The 13,254-nt window shown below is 59.1% G+C and carries 16 protein-coding genes; 11 read left to right on the top strand and 5 right to left on the bottom strand.

Annotated features, from left to right (window positions below; all coding sequences use genetic code 11):
• Nucleotides 1-69: 69 nt before the first annotated feature.
• A complete protein-coding gene (locus tag BBF94_RS02695) occupies nt 70-399 on the top strand; it encodes a PA4575 family protein (protein WP_065257514.1) in 330 nt (109 codons plus the stop codon).
• A 6-nt stretch (nt 400-405) separates the two neighbouring features.
• Here BBF94_RS02695 and BBF94_RS02690 read toward each other — a convergent pair whose 3' ends face one another.
• On the bottom strand, nt 406-2,238 hold the full coding sequence (locus tag BBF94_RS02690) for a hypothetical protein (protein WP_065257513.1): 1,833 nt from the start codon (nt 2,236-2,238) through the stop codon (nt 406-408).
• Nucleotides 2,239-2,401: 163 nt separating this feature from the next.
• Between BBF94_RS02690 and BBF94_RS02685 the strand changes: the two genes are divergently transcribed.
• From BBF94_RS02685 to BBF94_RS02675, 3 genes are all read left to right on the top strand, one after another.
• Nucleotides 2,402-2,890 (top strand): TIGR00645 family protein, encoded by a 489-nt coding sequence (locus BBF94_RS02685; protein WP_065257512.1) that lies wholly within the window; start codon nt 2,402-2,404, stop codon nt 2,888-2,890.
• A 136-nt stretch (nt 2,891-3,026) separates the two neighbouring features.
• Nucleotides 3,027-3,332, top strand: coding sequence for a DUF6482 family protein (locus BBF94_RS02680; protein ID WP_065257511.1), 306 nt, complete (start codon nt 3,027-3,029; stop codon nt 3,330-3,332).
• 114 nt (nt 3,333-3,446) lie between these two features.
• Nucleotides 3,447-4,064, top strand: a complete 618-nt coding sequence (locus BBF94_RS02675; RefSeq protein WP_065257510.1) for an FKBP-type peptidyl-prolyl cis-trans isomerase — start codon at nt 3,447-3,449, stop codon at nt 4,062-4,064.
• Nucleotides 4,065-4,113: 49 nt separating this feature from the next.
• Here BBF94_RS02675 and BBF94_RS02670 read toward each other — a convergent pair whose 3' ends face one another.
• From BBF94_RS02670 to BBF94_RS02660, 3 genes are all read right to left on the bottom strand, one after another.
• Nucleotides 4,114-4,371 (bottom strand): PA4570 family protein, encoded by a 258-nt coding sequence (locus BBF94_RS02670; protein WP_065257509.1) that lies wholly within the window; start codon nt 4,369-4,371, stop codon nt 4,114-4,116.
• Nucleotides 4,372-4,580: 209 nt separating this feature from the next.
• Complete coding sequence (locus tag BBF94_RS02665; protein ID WP_065257508.1) at nt 4,581-4,922, bottom strand: zinc ribbon domain-containing protein YjdM; 342 nt, start codon at nt 4,920-4,922, stop codon at nt 4,581-4,583.
• Nucleotides 4,923-5,047: 125 nt separating this feature from the next.
• The gene (locus tag BBF94_RS02660; RefSeq protein WP_065257507.1) at nt 5,048-6,016 is read right to left on the bottom strand and encodes a polyprenyl synthetase family protein; all 969 of its coding nucleotides are present in this window, start codon (nt 6,014-6,016) and stop codon (nt 5,048-5,050) included.
• 241 nt (nt 6,017-6,257) lie between these two features.
• Here BBF94_RS02660 and rplU point away from each other — a divergent pair, with 241 nt between their 5' ends.
• The 5 genes from rplU to BBF94_RS02635 all read left to right on the top strand — a co-directional run bounded on the left by rplU (nt 6,258) and on the right by BBF94_RS02635 (nt 10,008).
• Nucleotides 6,258-6,569 carry a 50S ribosomal protein L21 gene (gene rplU, locus BBF94_RS02655; protein WP_003228361.1) on the top strand — a complete coding sequence of 104 codons (312 nt, stop codon included), beginning with the start codon at nt 6,258-6,260 and terminating at the stop codon, nt 6,567-6,569.
• 34 nt (nt 6,570-6,603) lie between these two features.
• Nucleotides 6,604-6,861, top strand: coding sequence for a 50S ribosomal protein L27 (rpmA, locus tag BBF94_RS02650; RefSeq protein ID WP_053134655.1), 258 nt, complete (start codon nt 6,604-6,606; stop codon nt 6,859-6,861).
• Nucleotides 6,862-7,054: 193 nt separating this feature from the next.
• On the top strand, nt 7,055-8,278 hold the full coding sequence (cgtA, locus tag BBF94_RS02645) for an Obg family GTPase CgtA (protein ID WP_065257506.1): 1,224 nt from the start codon (nt 7,055-7,057) through the stop codon (nt 8,276-8,278).
• Nucleotides 8,279-8,414: 136 nt separating this feature from the next.
• Nucleotides 8,415-9,533, top strand: a complete 1,119-nt coding sequence (gene proB / locus BBF94_RS02640) for a glutamate 5-kinase (RefSeq protein ID WP_065257505.1) — start codon at nt 8,415-8,417, stop codon at nt 9,531-9,533.
• 10 nt (nt 9,534-9,543) lie between these two features.
• Nucleotides 9,544-10,008: a CreA family protein gene (locus BBF94_RS02635; RefSeq protein ID WP_065257504.1), complete on the top strand. Its 465-nt coding sequence runs from the start codon at nt 9,544-9,546 to the stop codon at nt 10,006-10,008.
• Between the two features lie 109 nt (nt 10,009-10,117).
• Here the strand turns inward: BBF94_RS02635 and rpsT are convergent, their stop codons facing one another.
• Nucleotides 10,118-10,390 carry a 30S ribosomal protein S20 gene (gene rpsT, locus BBF94_RS02630; protein ID WP_011336008.1) on the bottom strand — a complete coding sequence of 91 codons (273 nt, stop codon included), beginning with the start codon at nt 10,388-10,390 and terminating at the stop codon, nt 10,118-10,120.
• A gap of 252 nt (nt 10,391-10,642) precedes the next feature.
• Between rpsT and murJ the strand changes: the two genes are divergently transcribed.
• Entirely contained in the window at nt 10,643-12,181 is a 1,539-nt protein-coding gene (gene murJ / locus BBF94_RS02625) for a murein biosynthesis integral membrane protein MurJ (RefSeq protein WP_065257503.1), read from the top strand.
• A 129-nt stretch (nt 12,182-12,310) separates the two neighbouring features.
• On the top strand, nt 12,311-13,249 hold the full coding sequence (gene ribF / locus BBF94_RS02620) for a bifunctional riboflavin kinase/FAD synthetase (RefSeq protein ID WP_065257502.1): 939 nt from the start codon (nt 12,311-12,313) through the stop codon (nt 13,247-13,249).
• The last annotated feature ends 5 nt before the right edge of the window (nt 13,250-13,254 follow it).

Raw genomic sequence — 13,254 nt, 5'->3', positions numbered from 1 at the left:
GACAGTATCACGGGATCGAAACAGTCCTTCAGCAAGGGCTGAACACCAGCTTTACCGAGGGTCGCCGCCATGTCGCGCAACCTCTGCCTCACCCGTCAGTGCCTGGGTCTCGTGACCCGAATCGAATGCGCCGTCAAGCCGTTGGCCGGCGATACCGGCATGTGGACGTTGCTCTTCGCCGCCGGCATGGCCGGTGAACAACCTTCCGCCATCAAGGCCCAGGGGCCGTTTCACGGGCCGGTCGCCGCCGAATCGATCCTCGATACCATTGTCGAAAGCCTGACGATGCATGGCTACGAACTGGCCAACGATCCGCAGATCTGGTCCTTGCACCTGCAAGCCCAGTTACGGCAGATCAACGGCGGACGCGGACGCAATCCCGGCATTTTCGATCATTAGCACCGGTCATGGCGCTGCACCCTGGCTCTGCGCTTTCTCGAGCTTGACCTCAAAGCCGTACTGTACGGTGGCGAGGTCGGTGCGCTGATAGGTTTCCACGTGCGTCGGATGGCCGTAGAAATAGTGCACGCCAAACAACGCCGGGCCTTCTGCGCTCGCGTCGTGGCTGACCGAGAGAATCTGCTTGAGGTAGTTGCCGCTATCGTCCTTGACGAAGAATCGCCATTCACTGGCGGGAAACCGTTTAAGGTCCACCACCAGTTCGTTATTCCTGATTTCCAGACCTTTGGGCAATGCCTTGGCTTCATAGGACTGTTTCGCCACGGTGGCCAGGAACAAGGGCATCGAACCGACAGCCACTGCCGGGGTTTCCGGGAACAGGTTCAAGTCATACGTGATGGTCGCTTGCAGCGGATCCACCTGATACGCCTCCGCAGGCAGCTCGATGGGCTCGTCGAGTTTACCGTTGTGTTTTTCGGTGAAGAATGTCACCGGGCTTTCGCCGGGATTCAGATCGTCGCCCAACAGCTCGTCATTGAAGGTCTTGCGATGATCGAACTCGATACGCGCAGCGCTCGGCTCTTCGACCGATTGGCGAATGTGAATGCTTTTTTTCAGGTCATCCTCGGTCAGTGACGCTCCCTTGAGCCAGTTGGGAGCCTGGTCGTCGTAGACGGTGATCGACAGATCCAGCGGCTGCACGGTCTTTGCCGTGGTGTGCGCGTCGAATTCACGGATCGGCAGGTCCAGCGGCCTGCGGGTGACAGCCGCTTCGGAAAAATCCAGAAGGCTGACTTCGAGGGTGTCGATCGGGCCGTTGAAGTAGACCTTGTTATAGCGGCGCGAATGCTGTTGCTCGAAGGTGCGCTGTTCGTCGTTCAGCTGTTTTTCGAGGTCTTCGCTCCAGGCCTTTTGCTGTTGCAGGTGCGCCAGTTGTTTGCGGTAGAAGTCGATCTGCTCGGGACTTTCATTGATGGCGCCGGCGCGCACCAGGTACTGGCCGGTCGTGTCACGGGCCTGGACGATCAGCGGATTGAGCGGCGTGCTGGCGACTTCCGGGGCGAGCGGCAGGCTGTTGCTGAATTCGACTTCGGCGTAGTTCTTTTCCAGCTTCAGCAGTTTCACGCTGAGGTTGGCATCGGTGCGGGTCTGACCGATGTCCTTTTGACCCAGATCGAAGCTGTGCAGGCGTTTCGGGGCGATGACTTCCACCTGACCTTGCAGGCTCACCGGGCGCGGTCGGGTTTTCTTGTCGACGTCCAGACCTTCGATGAACGGGTAGGTCACGGTCAGGTCGTCAGGATTGGTGACGTTGGAGCTGGAAGGGCTCAACTGAATGCCCGGATCGGTTTCCGACCATTCCGGCTGGTAGGCGATGACACGCTTGTTGCTCAGGGTCACCGATTGCCATTCCACGCCATGGGGAAACAGGAACCCGCCCGGAATGTTGAGATTGAAGGGGAATACCGGCTGCAGGTCGGTGAGGTAATCGGAGCTGGCGTCCTTGTGCAGCACGAACAGACCGTTGATGAAGGTGTCGACGAGCGCCTGGGGCGTCGGATAATGCTTGAGTACGCCGAGAGCGTCTTCACCGTATTCGGTTCTGGGGGGCTTGCTGTCGAGTCGCTGTTGCGCGCGTTCCAGCAGCAACAAAGAGCCGCCGAGTTCGGTCACGGCATCCTTGAGTTTCGGGTCGGTGATGGCGTCCAGCGATTGTTCGAACTGCGCGGTCCTCTGTTCGAGGCTGAGCGGGTGTTTTTTTTCTTCACCGGGTGAGCAGCCGCCGATCGATAAGGCGAAGCAGATTCCGGCAGTCATTAACGGCAATCGCACATCCATTTCCAGTCGTCCTGTCCACTGTCGCTGGGCTGTCAATGGTTTGGACACTAGCAGAAAAACTTTGACACACACACGCAGGTAGCGGATTTCCCGGCGGTTTCTGGCTGTCATGGGGGGCTGATATACTCGCCGCCGATTACAACCCCCCCTTGTGTGAGAGTCAATGGAACGCTTTATCGAAAATGCAATGTACGCCACGCGCTGGCTGCTGGCGCCGATCTATATCGGGCTGTCCCTCGGGCTGCTGGCGCTGGCATTGAAATTCTTCCAGGAAGTGTTTCATGTCATTCCCAACGTCTTCTCCATGGCCGAGTCCGAACTGATTCTGGTGCTGCTGTCGCTGATCGACATGGCGCTGGTGGGCGGCTTGCTGGTGATGGTGATGATTTCCGGCTATGAGAACTTCGTGTCCGAGCTGAACATCGATGAGGGCAAGGAGAAGCTCAGCTGGCTGGGCACCATGGATTCCTCTTCGCTGAAGATGAAAGTGGCGGCGTCGATCGTGGCGATTTCCTCGATCCACCTGCTACGGATCTTCATGGACGCCAAGAACGTCGATCCCCAGCATCTGATGTGGTACGTGATCATCCACATGACCTTCGTGGTTTCGGCATTCGCCATGGGATACCTGGACAAGCTCACCAAGCACTGATGAGCCGTCGACAGCTGTAACAAAAACCGCCCGTCCGTTGCGAAACAGACGGGCGGTGTCGTTTGTGGCTTGTGCTTTGTGGCGCCGAGGCATATCCCTGTAAGTGTCCCGGTCCGCTACCGCGTGAGGTGCGTTCATGAACCTGCAAGAATTGAATGCGTTTGCCATCGCCAGGAAGGTCGATGAGTTGAACCTGATCTCCATGGAAGGCGGCATCTATCTGCTCGAGGCGCGCATGCATGGCGCGGCTTACCCGCTGAGCGATCCCCAGGGCAAGTTGCTGACGCTGCGGTCGGTGGAGCATGCCAGGGATATCCTGCATAACTTTCCGGTGCTGCCATTCAATCTGGTTCATACCTCGGTGCACGATGAAATGTGCGGTCTTGGCGCCAGCGCTGAAGAAAGCCTGAAGGTCCCGTTGGCGTGGCGCTCGGCACTGTAGGCCAATAAGCGGGCATCTGTGCTAGTCTGCTTGCCCTTTTTGGTTCCGGGCGCGCCGGGACGCGCTGTGCACGCACGGCATGTCCTGAGGCCGTCCGCACAGCGGAGCAGTGTCATGTCCGAAGTAAATCTGTCCACCGACGAAACCCGCGTCAGCTACGGTATCGGCCGTCAGCTGGGTGACCAGCTGCGCGACAACCCGCCACCGGGTGTCAGCCTGGACGCCATCCTGGCGGGCCTGACCGACGCATTCGCCGGCAAGCCAAGCCGTGTGGGTCAGGAAGAACTGTCCGCCAGCTTCAAGGTGATCCGCGAGATCATGCAGGCCGAAGCCGCTGCCAAGGCTGAAGCCGCCGCCGGCGAAGGTCGTGCGTTCCTGGCTGAAAACGCCAAGAAAGAAGGCATCACCACCCTGGCTTCCGGTCTGCAATTCGAAGTGCTGACTCAAGGCGAAGGCGCCAAGCCAACCCGTGAAGACAACGTGCGTACCCACTACCACGGCACACTGATCGACGGCACCGTGTTCGACAGCTCCTACGAGCGTGGCCAGCCTGCAGAATTCCCGGTTGGCGGCGTGATCGCCGGCTGGACCGAGGCTCTGCAACTGATGAACGCCGGCAGCAAATGGCGTCTGTACGTGCCGAGCGAACTGGCTTACGGCGCTCAAGGCGTTGGCAGCATCCCGCCGCACAGCGTTCTGGTGTTCGACGTCGAGCTGCTCGACGTTCTGTAATCCCGTTACCCTGCACAAGCGTGGCTTGTGCAGGGTTTCTTCGCCGTTCTCATACTTCGATCCTGTGCTGCAGTTCACTGGTCGGGCGCAACGCCCGGGCATAGCAGAACAGGAACAGATTGCGCACCAGCTCCTTGAGTACCAACGGTTCGCTGGAGCTCAGGCCGCTGACGTCCAGATCCCCCTGATCCTGCAATTCGTGCAGGGCTTCTTCTTCCAGTACTGCGCAGACTTCACCGGTTTCCCGATGCAGGATCCTGAGGTATGGGTGCGGGCGATCCAGCCAGGCGTCGATCAAATAAGTCATGGTTCTCATCTCCATTGAAAAGGGGTTCAATGAGAATAATTCTTATTCGTCAAATAGCAAGCGCCTATTGGCGGTTCGTGACTTTTTGTGGGTAAAGATTGCGTAAGGTCAAAACGGCTGGCGGTTGGCCATTGCGTGGTATTTGCGGGGGATTGCGAAAGGAGGTGAAGCTCCATCCCGCGACGGACGCGGGATGGAAGACAGCGGGATCAGACTTTTCTGACGAATTCGGATTTGAGTTTCATCGGACCGATGCCGTCGATCTTGCAATCGATATCGTGATCGCCGTCGCACAGGCGAATGTTCTTGACCTTGGTACCGACCTTGACCACCAGCGAAGTGCCTTTGACCTTCAGGTCCTTGATCACGGTGATGGTATCGCCGTCCTGCAGGACGTTGCCGACCGAGTCTTTCTTCACGGCATCATCGGATGCCACTTCGGCTTCACCGGCGGCAGACCACTCGTGGGCGCACTCCGGGCACACCAGTTGGGTGCCGTCTTCGTAGGTGTATTCGGAATTGCATTTCGGGCAGGGTGGCAACGTGCTCACTAAGGCTCCTTGAAGAGGGAATCGCTAAAAGTCGCACATTGTATAGGGTTTTAGTCCCGGATGGCAGGCAACAAAAAACCGCAGGCTCCAGTGGAGGCTGCGGTTTCTTGATGGTGCAGTGTTGATCAGTGCGTGCGGGCGACCGCGAACTCGCTCAGTTCAACCAGGGCATCACGATACTCGCTGGCCGGCAGTGCTTCGAGGCACTTGATGGCGCGGGCCACATAGTCGCGGGCCAGTTGTGCGGTGTATCCCAGCGAACCGGACGCTTCCACGGCAACGCGGATGCTTTCCAGGTCTTCGATCCCGCCTTTCTGAATCGCCTGGCGCACCAGTGCGGCCTGTTCCGGTGTGCCTTCACGCATGGTGTAGATCAGCGGCAGGGTCGGCTTGCCTTCGGCCAGATCGTCACCGACGTTCTTGCCCAGGGTTTCGGCGTCGCCCTTGTAGTCGAGCAGGTCGTCGACCAGCTGGAACGCCACGCCCAGGTGATCGCCGAAGGTGCGCAGGGCTTCGCTCTGCTCGGCAGTCGCACCGGCCAGCGCCGCAGCGCTGTGGGTCGAGGCTTCGAAAAGCATCGCGGTCTTGCCGCGGATGACTTCCATGTAGGTTTCTTCGGTGGTGCTGGCGTCACGGACCTTGGACAGTTGCAGCACTTCACCTTCGGCGATGATGCGCGTGGCCTGGGACAGGATCTTCATCACCGGCATCGAGCCCAGTTCGACCATCATCTCGAACGAGCGCGAGTACAGGAAATCGCCGACCAGCACGCTCGGGGCGTTGCCCCACATGGCGTTGGCGGTCGAACGGCCACGGCGCATGCCGGACATGTCGACCACGTCGTCATGCAGCAGGGTGGCGGTGTGCAGGAATTCGATGGTGGCAGCCAGCAGGCGCAGGTCGTCGCCTTCGCGACCCAGGGCCTTGCCGCACAGCAGCACCAATAAAGGACGCAGGCGTTTGCCGCCGGCCGACGTGATGTAATCGCCGATTTTCGATACCAGCGGCACTCGGGAAGTCAGCTGCTTCTTGATGATGCCGTCGACGGCGCTAAAATCGTCCGCCACCGCGCGGTAGAAAGCTTGGGGTTGCATCAGCGACAGGTGCTCCAGAAGGGTTGCGCGGCATGCTAGGACCCACATCCGGGCCTGTCAAGGCGCGATGGACGGCCCCTTGCGTGACTCTTGCAGCTTGCGTACAATCGCGCACCCTGAACTTCCTGGGCAGCACCTGCCTTACGCAATTGCACTTGGGCCGTTCCAGCCCCATGCAGCCATGCCAGCCAATACCTCTTCTTATAAAGAGCTGGGTGAGCAGGATTATCGGAGAAATACCATGTACGCAGTAATCGTTACCGGCGGTAAGCAATACAAGGTCGCTGAAGGTGAATACCTGAAGATCGAAAAACTGGAAGTCGCTACTGGCGAATCCGTGACTTTTGACCGCGTTCTGTTGGTCGCCAATGGCGACGACGTGAACATCGGCGCACCTGTTGTTGCTGGCGCAACCGTCAAGGCTGAAGTGATCTCCCAAGGTCGTCACGATAAAGTCCGCATCATCAAGTTCCGTCGCCGCAAGCACCACATGAAGCGTATGGGCCACCGCCAGTGGTTCACCGAGATCAAAATCACCGGTATTCAGGCTTAATACAGCCTAATTCCTCACTAGGAGAATTGAACTCATGGCACACAAAAAAGCTGGTGGTAGTACCCGTAACGGGCGCGACTCAGAAGCCAAACGCCTTGGCGTGAAGATGTATGGCGGCCAGGCCATCAAGGCCGGCAACATCATCGTGCGTCAGCGCGGCACCCAGTTCCACGCTGGCTACGGCGTTGGCATGGGCAAGGATCACACCCTCTTCGCGAAAATCGAAGGCGTGATCAAGTTTGAAGTGAAAGGCGCCTTCGGTCGTCGTTACGTGAGCGTTGTCGCAGCCTAACTGCGAGAGTGCTGGAGAAGCCCTGTCTTGCGACGGGGCTTTTTCGTTTGTGGGGTGAGTCTCTTGCAAAGCTGTTTGTATGGGCTGCCGGCGTGCGATGCAGGTCGTGGTTTGGGGTCGCTGCGCTCATTTTTGCAAGAGTCTTATGTCTTGATTGTTTTTCGGCTCGTCCGTACGGCGAGAGGCGTTGGTTATGAAGTTTGTTGATGAAGTATCGATCCGCGTAAAGGCTGGCGACGGCGGCAATGGCTGCATGAGTTTCCGTCGGGAAAAATTCATTGAAAACGGTGGCCCGAACGGTGGTGACGGTGGCGACGGCGGTTCCATCTTCATGATGGCCGACGAAAACCTGAACACCCTGGTGGACTACCGTTACACCCGTCACTTCGAGGCCGAGCGCGGTTCCAACGGCGGCAGCACCGACTGCACCGGCAAGAAGGGCGAAGACCTGATCCTGCGCGTACCGGTCGGTACCACGATCATCGATTCGGCTACCCAGGAGGTCATTGGCGACCTGACCAAGTCCGGTCAGAAGCTGATGGTGGTGCAGGGCGGCTGGCACGGTCTGGGCAACACTCGTTTCAAATCCAGTACCAACCGCGCGCCACGTCAGACGACGCCTGGCAAGCCGGGTGAGCAGCGTGATCTGAAGCTGGAGATGAAGGTGCTGGCAGACGTCGGTCTGCTGGGTCTGCCGAACGCCGGCAAAAGTACCTTTATCCGTTCCGTTTCGGCTGCCAAGCCGAAAGTTGCCGATTACCCGTTCACTACGCTGGTGCCAAACCTGGGTGTGGTCAGCGTCGATCGCTGGAAGAGTTTCGTCATCGCCGACATTCCGGGCCTGATCGAAGGCGCTTCCGACGGTGCCGGTCTGGGCATCCGCTTCCTCAAGCACCTGGCGCGTACCCGTCTGTTGCTGCATCTCGTGGACATGGCGCCGCTGGACGAAAGCAGTGCGCCGGACGCCGCTGAAGTGATCGTCAACGAGCTGATCAAGTTCAGTCCGTCCCTGGCTGAGCGTGATCGCTGGCTGGTGCTGAACAAGTGCGACCAGATCCTCGAGGAAGAGCACGAAGAGCGCGTGAAGGAAATTGTCGAGCGTCTGCAGTGGGAAGGCCCGGTCTACGTGATCTCGGCCATTGCCAAAGAAGGTACCGAGCGCCTGACGCGCGACATCATGCGTTATCTGGAAGATCGCGCAGATCGTCTGGCCAGTGATCCGGCCTACAAGGAAGAGTTGGCCGATCTCGATCAGCGCATCGAAGATGAGGCTCGTGCACAGTTGCAGGCGCTGGATGACAAGCGTGCCCTGCGCCGCAGTGGCGTGAAGTCGGTCCATGACATCGGTGACGATGACTGGGATGAAGAAGACGTGGATGACGAAGACGGTCCGGAAATCATTTACGTGCGTGACTGATTCGTTGAAGTAAACTTAAGCGCGCTCAATCGAGCGGCGTTTTGGTATCTGGAAATCGATTGTTGGTCACGAGTAACCACGAATAACGTCACGGGCAGCGCTGGGTCGCGCTGCCCTCAAGCTAAGGTTGAAGATGATGCGGAGCAAAGTGACAGGTGCGCAGCGTTGGGTCGTGAAGATCGGCAGCGCTTTGCTGACAGCGGATGGCAAGGGCCTGGATCGCAAGGCGATGGGTGTCTGGGTCGAGCAGATGGTGGCCTTGCATGAGGCTGGCGTCGAGTTGGTGCTGGTGTCCTCCGGGGCGGTGGCGGCCGGCATGAGCCGTTTGGGCTGGACCGCACGACCCAGTGCGATGCACGAGCTCCAGGCTGCTGCGGCAATCGGTCAGATGGGGCTGGTGCAGGCGTGGGAATCAAGCTTTGCCGAGCATGACCGGCACACGGCGCAGATTCTCCTGACCCATGATGACCTGTCCGACCGCAAGCGCTACCTGAACGCCCGCAGCACCTTGCGTGCGCTGGTCGAGCTGAAGGTCATTCCGGTGATCAACGAGAACGACACGGTGGTCACCGATGAAATCCGTTTCGGCGACAACGACACGCTTGCGGCGCTGGTGGCCAACCTGGTCGAAGCTGATCTGCTGGTCATCCTGACTGATCGTGATGGCATGTTCGACGCCGATCCGCGCAGCAATCCCGATGCTCAGCTGATTTACGAAGCGCGTGCCGATGATCCGACCCTGGATGCGGTGGCGGGCGGTACCGGTGGTGCACTGGGGCGCGGCGGCATGCAGACCAAGCTGCGCGCGGCGCGTCTGGCGGCGCGCTCCGGGGCGCACACCATTATTGTCGGTGGTCGTCTGGATCGGGTGCTCGATCGTCTGAAGGCGGGCGAGCGCATTGGTACGCTGTTGTCGCCTGAGCGCGGCATGCTGGCGGCGCGCAAGCAGTGGCTGGCTGGCCATTTGCAGACCCGGGGCACGCTGGTATTGGATGATGGCGCCGTTTCTGCGCTGTCCGAAGGTCACAAGAGTCTGCTGCCGGTCGGCGTCAAGCTGGTTCAGGGCAGTTTCCGTCGCGGTGAGATGGTGGTTTGCGTGGCGCCGGACGGTCGTGAGATCGCTCGAGGCCTGGCCAACTACAGCGCGCTGGAAGCACAAAAAATCATCGGTCAGTCGTCGGATGCGATTGTCGGTTTGCTGGGTTACATGGCTGAGCCGGAACTGGTTCACCGTGACAACCTGATTCTGGTGTAAGGAAAACGCGATGCGCATGGCAAAAGGATTGTTGGGCTTGCTGATGGCGTTGCCATTGCTGGCCTCGGCCGAGGAAATCGGTCGGGTGTCGACGGTGTTCAAGTTTGTCGGGCCGAACGACCGGATCGTGGTCGAGGCGTTCGACGATCCGAAGGTCGAGGGTGTGACCTGCTATCTCTCGCGCGCCAAGACCGGTGGTGTGAAGGGTGGCTTGGGATTGGCCGAGGACCGTGCGGAAGCGTCCATTGCTTGCCGTCAGGTCGGGCCGATCAACTTCAAAGGTGAGTTGAAGGATGGTGAAGAGGTGTTCAAGGAGCGCACTTCACTGGTATTCAAGACCATGCAGGTGGTGCGTTTTCTCGACAAGAAGCGCAATACGCTGGTGTATCTGGTCTACAGTGATCGTCTGATCGAGGGCAGTCCGCAGAATGCGGTGACAGCGATTCCGATTCTGCCGTGGGCGTCGGTCCATTAATCGGTATCAGAAGGGGGAGTCGTGTGACTCCTCTTTTTTTGCTGCTGTTTCGCCGGATTGCAGGCAATAAAAAACCGACCCTTGGGTCGGTTTTTCATGATTACGTCGCTCAGGCAGCTGCTTTCAGTGCCTTGACGTGACCATTCAGGCGGCTCTTGTGGCGAGCAGCCTTGTTCTTGTGGATGATGCCTTTATCGGCCATGCGGTCGATAACTGGCACAGCCAGAACGTATGCAGCTTGAGCTTTTTCAGCGTCTTTTGCGTCGATGGCTTTAACTACATTCTTGATGTAGGTACGAACCATGGAACGCAGGCTGGCGTTGTGGCTGCGACGCTTCTCAGCCTGTTTTGCACGTTTTTTGGCGGAAGGTGAGTTGGCCACCGTCGAGCTCCTCGAAAGACTTTTTAGGAAATAGCAAACAAAATAGGCCGCGAATCATGCCGATGAGTTGAAGTCTTGTCAAGGGCGCTTGAAACGTTCCGCTAAGTGGTAGGCGTGGTGCGACGGGATATTTCTTTCCGGCGTGTGACCTGTAAACTCGCGAGCTTTGGCTCTGTGCTGTTGCGGCGCGGAGTATCGCACAAGTAGGCGCATTGTTCGCCTGCTGTTTATCGACAGGCACAAGTTCCTTCAATGAATCTGCTCAAATCGTTGGCCGCCGTCAGCTCTATCACGATGCTTTCCCGGGTTCTCGGGTTTGTCCGCGACACGCTCATCGCGCGTACGTTTGGCGCCGGAATGGCGACCGACGCCTTTTTTATTGCCTTCAAACTGCCGAACCTGCTGCGCAGAATCTTTGCCGAGGGGGCGTTTTCCCAGGCATTTGTGCCGATTCTGGCCGAATACAAAAGTCAGAAGGGCGAAGAGGCGACCCGCACCTTTATCGCTTATGTATCCGGGCTTCTGACTCTGGTGCTAGCGCTAGTGACGGCGCTGGGCATGATCGCGGCGCCCTGGGTGATCTGGGCCACTGCACCGGGTTTCACCGATACGCCGGAAAAATTCAGGCTGACCTCCGATCTGTTGCGGGTGACCTTTCCTTATATATTGCTGATCTCTCTGTCGTCCCTGGCGGGGGCGATCCTCAATACCTGGAACCGGTTCTCGGTGCCTGCATTCGTGCCGACCCTGCTCAACGTCAGCATGATCGTGTTTTCGCTGTTCCTGACGCCGTACTTCGATCCACCGGTCATGGCCCTCGGCTGGGCGGTGCTGGTCGGTGGCCTGGCGCAGTTGCTCTATCAACTGCCGCACCTGAAAAAGATCGGCATGCTGGTGCTGCCGCGGCTTAACCTGCGCGATACCGGTGTCTGGCGCGTCATGAAGCAGATGCTGCCGGCGATCATCGGTGTCTCGGTCAGTCAGATCTCCCTGATCATCAACACCATTTTCGCTTCGTTCCTGGTGGCAGGCTCGGTGTCGTGGATGTATTACGCCGATCGCCTGATGGAGTTGCCGTCCGGCGTACTGGGCGTGGCGCTGGGCACGATTCTGCTGCCGACCCTGGCCAAGACCTACGCCAGCAAGGATCGTCACGAATACTCGCGCATTCTCGACTGGGGTTTGCGCCTGTGCTTCGTGCTGGTACTTCCGTGTGCGCTGGCGCTGGGCATTCTGGCCGAACCCCTGACCGTTTCACTGTTCCAGTACGGTCAGTTCAGCGGGTTTGATGCGGCCATGACCCAGCGGGCGCTGATTGCCTATTCTGTCGGACTGCTCGGGATTATCGTGATCAAGGTGCTGGCACCGGGTTTTTATGCGCAACAGAACATCCGTACGCCGGTAAAAATCGCCATCTTCACTCTGATCGTCACGCAGTTGTTCAACCTGGCCTTGATCGGCCCGCTGGCCCATGCCGGTCTGGCCCTGGCAATCAGTGCCGGTGCCTGCCTGAACGCCGGGTTGCTGTTCTATCAACTGCGCAAGCAGCGGATGTATCAGCCGCAGCCAGGCTGGCTGAAGTTCGCATTGAAGTTGTTGTGTGCAGTGGCGGTGATGTCGGCGGTGCTGTTGCTCGGCATGCATTTCATGCCGGCGTGGGATCAAGGCCACATGCTGGAGCGCTTCCTGCGCCTGGGCGTGCTGGTGGTTGCCGGCGTCGTTGCGTACTTCGGCATGTTGCTGGCGCTCGGTTTCCGATTGCGCGACTTCAATCGCAAGGCGTTGAACTGAGATTTCACCCTTGATTGGCGGGCGCGGGCCGGCAGTTTTGTCGGCTCGATCACTTTGGGTTACGGTGTTGCCTGTCGTCGGCCGTCGTGTGTGGTTATAATCGGCCACTTTATGAGCAAGAAGCGCGTTATGCAGCTGGTTCGAGGCCTTCACAACTTGCGCCCCCAGCATCGGGGCTGCGTCGCCACCATTGGCAACTTTGACGGTGTTCACCGTGGTCACCAGGCTATCCTGGGCCGACTGCGTGAGCGTGCGCTCGAGTTGGGCGTACCCAGCTGCGTGGTGATATTCGAGCCGCAGCCACGGGAGTTTTTCGCTCCGGAAACCGCGCCGGCGCGTCTGGCCCGCTTGCGCGACAAGCTGCAGCTGCTGGCCGCCGAAGGTGTCGACCGGGTCTTGTGCCTGGCGTTCAACCAGCGCTTGAGCAAACTCAGCGCCAGTGAATTCGTCGATACGATTCTGGTGGATGGCCTGGGCGTGCAGCATCTGGAGGTCGGCGACGATTTCCGTTTCGGCTGCGACCGCCTCGGCGATTTCGATTTTCTGCTGCAGGCCGGGCAGGTTCACGGTTTTACCGTGGAGGCCGCGCAAACCGTCGAGCTGGACGGCATTCGCGTCAGCAGCACCCAGGTGCGCAACGCGTTGGCCGCCGCCGACTTTGCTCTGGCCGAGCGTCTGCTGGGCCGCCCGTACCGGATTGCCGGTCGCGTGCTGCATGGCCAGAAACTGGCCCGCCAGTTGGGTACGCCCACGGCGAACATACAACTCAAGCGCCGTCGCGTGCCGTTTACCGGGGTTTATCTGGTGGACGTGGAGATCGACGGCAAGACCTGGCCCGGCGTCGCCAACATCGGCGTACGGCCCACGGTTCAAGGTGATGGCAAGGCCCACCTTGAAGTACACCTTCTGGATTTTGCCGGCGATCTGTATGACCGGCGTCTGACGGTGGTTTTCCACCAGAAGCTGCGTGAAGAGCAGCGTTTCGCCTCCCTTGAGGCATTGAAAGCGGCGATCGCCGCGGATGTCGCCGCCGCCCGTGCACTAGCCGCACCTAGCGCCCATCGCTAATGAAG

The sequence above is a fragment of the Pseudomonas bananamidigenes genome, from assembly GCF_001679645.1.
In the GTDB taxonomy this organism is placed as follows: Bacteria; Pseudomonadota; Gammaproteobacteria; order Pseudomonadales; family Pseudomonadaceae; genus Aquipseudomonas; species Aquipseudomonas bananamidigenes.
This window is presented reverse-complemented; position numbering and strand designations above follow the sequence as displayed.

Coding starts and splice junctions, on each gene's coding strand:
- BBF94_RS02695 (WP_065257514.1), top strand. CDS start 70: ATGTCGCGCAACCTCTGCCTCACCCGTCAGTGCCTGGGTCTCGTGACC.
- BBF94_RS02690 (WP_065257513.1), bottom strand. CDS start 2,238: ATGGATGTGCGATTGCCGTTAATGACTGCCGGAATCTGCTTCGCCTTA.
- BBF94_RS02685 (WP_065257512.1), top strand. CDS start 2,402: ATGGAACGCTTTATCGAAAATGCAATGTACGCCACGCGCTGGCTGCTG.
- BBF94_RS02680 (WP_065257511.1), top strand. CDS start 3,027: ATGAACCTGCAAGAATTGAATGCGTTTGCCATCGCCAGGAAGGTCGAT.
- BBF94_RS02675 (WP_065257510.1), top strand. CDS start 3,447: ATGTCCGAAGTAAATCTGTCCACCGACGAAACCCGCGTCAGCTACGGT.
- BBF94_RS02670 (WP_065257509.1), bottom strand. CDS start 4,371: ATGACTTATTTGATCGACGCCTGGCTGGATCGCCCGCACCCATACCTC.
- BBF94_RS02660 (WP_065257507.1), bottom strand. CDS start 6,016: ATGCAACCCCAAGCTTTCTACCGCGCGGTGGCGGACGATTTTAGCGCC.
- rplU (WP_003228361.1), top strand. CDS start 6,258: ATGTACGCAGTAATCGTTACCGGCGGTAAGCAATACAAGGTCGCTGAA.
- rpmA (WP_053134655.1), top strand. CDS start 6,604: ATGGCACACAAAAAAGCTGGTGGTAGTACCCGTAACGGGCGCGACTCA.
- cgtA (WP_065257506.1), top strand. CDS start 7,055: ATGAAGTTTGTTGATGAAGTATCGATCCGCGTAAAGGCTGGCGACGGC.
- proB (WP_065257505.1), top strand. CDS start 8,415: ATGCGGAGCAAAGTGACAGGTGCGCAGCGTTGGGTCGTGAAGATCGGC.
- BBF94_RS02635 (WP_065257504.1), top strand. CDS start 9,544: ATGCGCATGGCAAAAGGATTGTTGGGCTTGCTGATGGCGTTGCCATTG.
- murJ (WP_065257503.1), top strand. CDS start 10,643: ATGAATCTGCTCAAATCGTTGGCCGCCGTCAGCTCTATCACGATGCTT.
- ribF (WP_065257502.1), top strand. CDS start 12,311: ATGCAGCTGGTTCGAGGCCTTCACAACTTGCGCCCCCAGCATCGGGGC.